5 protein-coding genes are annotated in these 3640 nt (G+C 52.9%); all 5 read left to right on the top strand.

What is annotated here, in order from left to right:
- Nucleotides 1–1097 (top strand): RHS repeat-associated core domain-containing protein (locus tag AC5S3R_RS19945; RefSeq protein WP_494268952.1); only part of this gene is annotated, 1097 nt, incomplete at its 5' end.
- A gap of 20 nt (nt 1098–1117) precedes the next feature.
- A complete protein-coding gene (locus AC5S3R_RS19940; protein ID WP_494268951.1) occupies nt 1118–1519 on the top strand; it encodes a hypothetical protein in 402 nt (133 codons plus the stop codon).
- A 55-nt stretch (nt 1520–1574) separates the two neighbouring features.
- A complete protein-coding gene (locus AC5S3R_RS19935) occupies nt 1575–2435 on the top strand; it encodes an RHS repeat-associated core domain-containing protein (RefSeq protein ID WP_494268950.1) in 861 nt (286 codons plus the stop codon).
- A 314-nt stretch (nt 2436–2749) separates the two neighbouring features.
- Nucleotides 2750–3229: an energy transducer TonB gene (locus AC5S3R_RS19930; protein ID WP_494268949.1), complete on the top strand. Its 480-nt coding sequence runs from the start codon at nt 2750–2752 to the stop codon at nt 3227–3229.
- Nucleotides 3230–3320: 91 nt separating this feature from the next.
- The coding region (locus AC5S3R_RS19925) for an RHS repeat domain-containing protein (RefSeq protein WP_494268948.1) at nt 3321–3640 on the top strand (320 nt) is incomplete at its 3' end.

Here is a 3640-nt window from a genome sequence, read left to right as displayed (position 1 = left end):
TGACTGAGATGGCAAACAACTCCGGCGCCTGGCAGTGGGCGCACACGAACGTTTACGCTCCGGGACTGAGCGCTACGTATGATGCCGATCTCACAGGACAGACGGAGGGAAAGATGTACTTCCATCTCTCGGACTGGCTCGGCACCCGACGCCAGCAGACCGATTATGCCGGCAACCCGGTGCTTAACTTTACCGGGCTGCCTTACGGCGACGGACTCGCCACTATCCCAGTTTCCAATACCGACGCCGCGGACGCCACTGAGCACCACTTTACCGCCAAAGAACGCGATACAGAATCTGGTAACGACTACTTCGGGGCCAGGTACTACGCCTCAAGCATGGGGAGGTTCTTAAGCCCGGACCCATCTGGCTTGGTTTATGCAGACCAGACCAACCCGCAGACATTCAATCTGTATTCGTATGTAACTAATAATCCGCTAATTTTCACGGACCCTACTGGCCTCTATTGCTACTGGGATGACGGATCGTCCGACGATGATCCTAAGGATGGTGGTTTTACAAAAGCACAGTGCCTTGCGAAGGGGGTTGGAGGAAACTGGACGGATCAAACAAACCCTTGTAACGGCGCAGATGGATGTACGACGACAACCGCAAACAACCCAAAGCCCATGGATACGAGTGACTTTTTCGACTACATGAATCAATGGAAAGCCGGAACTCTGTCAAACAACATTGTCTATTTGCAAAATAGCGGCTGGACAAATGAATTGCGCAAGTCTTCAGGGGTGCAGGCAGGCATTAAGAAATACGCATCAGGTGGATGTAGGGATAGTTCTCAACTTGGCACACATGGACCATTCACTGGGGTAACCACAAATTTAGCTCAAGCTGAGACGGGAAATTTCGATATGAGTTCGTCCACTTCAGGCAATATGGTGACCTTCACAGTTACGAATACTTCTGGACAGGCATCTTGGAGCGGGGCCCACGACACGCAGGGCGGCAAAGGAATCTGGCCATTAAACAGCGAAGGGACGAAGGACAACCCTCATGGTCCTAATGGTCCCCGCCACAATGTAAATCAAACATTTGTTTGGTCCCAACCGAACCCCTGCACGAATGGAGCCTCAAAGTGAAAAGGAGATGGATTTTGTGGGTGGGGATGGTTGTACTAGGGATGGTCGGCCTGACCTTTTGCTGGTGGGGCATTATCGCAGCTTGGTCAATGCGGGAGGATGCAATTCCTGGACGCTATTCAAGTGATGGCGCATGGGGTACATCAACGCTTGTATTAAGATCCGATCATACTTTCTCCCAAGCGGTTACGTTTACGAATGAATTTAACGAAGCTAAGGAGGGGAACAAGAAAGTTCAAGGTATTTGGACCTGCACAAAGCATTCTTTATGGTCAAATCAAATTGAACTCCGCCCGTTTATACAGCTTGCACCGCTCCGTCATCAAGTTATAGATGAACGCTTCGATACATCGTACTCTATGATGATTCTTGCGCCAGTGATCGAGGTCGATCCCGGTGCGGGAATTTATTACTCAAAGTGAAGTCAGACTGCCCTGTATGTACGACGGTACTCGACAGTTTGTGCATTCACATATTTTGAACGCATCCCGTTATACCATCAAAGAACGCGATACCGAATCAGGCAACGACTACTTCGGGGCCAGGTACTACGCATCCAGCATGGGAAGGTTCTTGTCAGCCGATCCATCCGGGCTGCTCTACGCTGATCCCACTAATCCCCAGAGCCTCAATCTCTATAGCTATGGGCAAAACAATCCACTCATCAACGTCGATCCGACGGGACTGGACTGCATTCACATCAACAACGACACCGGGGCTTATGAGGGCTTCGAGAGCGGCGACTGCGATAACTCGACAGAGGAGAAGGCGAACTCTGGCCAATACGTCGACGGAACAGTCAGCACGATTTACACGAGCACCGGGGATTCCAGTGGAGTTGTTACCGGTTATAGCGGCACGAACGACGATACAGGTGCTCTCATTTCAGGGACATTTGCTACACCGCTAGACTCGCCCCTTCAGCCCCTTCCCGATCCAGATGAGCAGCGTATCGATGCTTTTGTGCAGGGAGTGGCAACCGATACGGCTAGTATGCCGTGGCTATGTAATGCTTCCGTGTCGGTGCGAGGGCAGATACCGAAGACCCCGTTTGCTGTTGGCTTAAGCGCTGACAAGAATGGAGTACAACCGTCTGCTCGCGCAAAGCTAGGAGAGAATGCTGATGGGGTCCAGGTCAATCTGACGACGAACGGCAAAAAGGTTGGATATCAACTGTCTGCGCCGATTGTTGGCACGCCTTTCCGCGGCACTCTGAGCACCGGAAACAATCAAGCTACAGTTGGAGTCTCAAGAAATCTTCCTTTTGGCGGCAATACGCTGGGCGTGAGTGGTTCCTTGACACTTGGGTATCTGGGTGACGCTCACTGTCGCAATTAGGGAGGCTGAAATGAATATATCTCTGGGATGGTTCTGTCTGCTTGGTGGGGTACTTGGGGCATTTCGGGTTGCGACCGCCAAGAAGTTTTACAAATCGGACTTCGCAAATCAGGAAGGTGTCATAACGGAAGAAGAGCGAAAGACCGAAGTTACTCTGACTCCGCTCATGAGATGGATGATCGTTGTAGTTTGCATCGCAGTCGCGATTTATGGGGGCATACGAATCCAGGACGATCATGCGTGGAATCCGTTCTCTAACGGAAGCCTGCCAGCTCCTACACGTTGACTAGATAGCTTGGCATGAGGAGTAGGATATGCGTTCTTTTCTGTTTTCCTGTTTAGCGTGTGTTCTGGCAACGGGTGTCATCACGGCTCAAGAGGCCCCTGAATCGCCACAGGCTCTCAAGGTGGCTGAGAAGGTGATGGCCGCGCGACTTCTGACCACGGTTACGCCGGAGGCCCTGACGATGCCGAAGTGCTCCAACCGTATGGTCACGCTGGATGTGGTTATCGGCGAGGACGGCAAAGTCCGCAGCCTTAAAGCCTTGGGTGGATTCGAAGAGTTCAAGAAATCAGCACTCGCGGCGGTCAAGCAGTGGACCTATAAGCCGTATCTTGAAAACGAAGTTCCTACTTCCGTAGAAACGACGGTTCAGGTCTTCTATCCCAGCATCGGGAATCCTGGTCCGCTTCTCGCTCCAGATGGCAAAGGAGGTGTCAAGGGAGGGGATTTTCTACCGATGCCTTCAGAATGCGGACCGCCCATCAAGGTCAAACCGGTACAGCCGCAATAGTTCCGCAGGCCGCCTGTTCGGGGCGGCCTTTTCGCCGTCTTCTGTTGCTTGCCATCGGGTTCCCGTCGGGTAACGCAGTTGCAGCAAAAGCGTGGTAATTACGCCTTACACGAGCACCCCGCAGCAGCACGATGAGGCTACCCTAAGCCTCCAGGTCGCGGGCCAGCAGGAGGCTTCTTCCAGTGCTTCTCTCTACAGCTTCTCCATCCAGAGTTCCGGAGGTGGGTCGGAAGGCTACGACGCCGTGGGCAACGTCACCGGCTACACCGACTCAGTGAATGGAAGCTGGTCGTTCACCTACGATTCGCTCAACCGTCTTGCCACGGCTGCCGGCTCGCAGGACAACAACCCTTATCCGAACTACTGCTGGCAGTATGACAGCTTCGGCAACCGCCTGGCGCAGTCCAGCTC

Source organism: Occallatibacter sp. FHG110214_02 (assembly GCF_059115385.1).
This window is presented reverse-complemented; position numbering and strand designations above follow the sequence as displayed.

Coding starts and splice junctions, on each gene's coding strand:
- AC5S3R_RS19930 (WP_494268949.1), top strand. CDS start 2,750: ATGCGTTCTTTTCTGTTTTCCTGTTTAGCGTGTGTTCTGGCAACGGGT.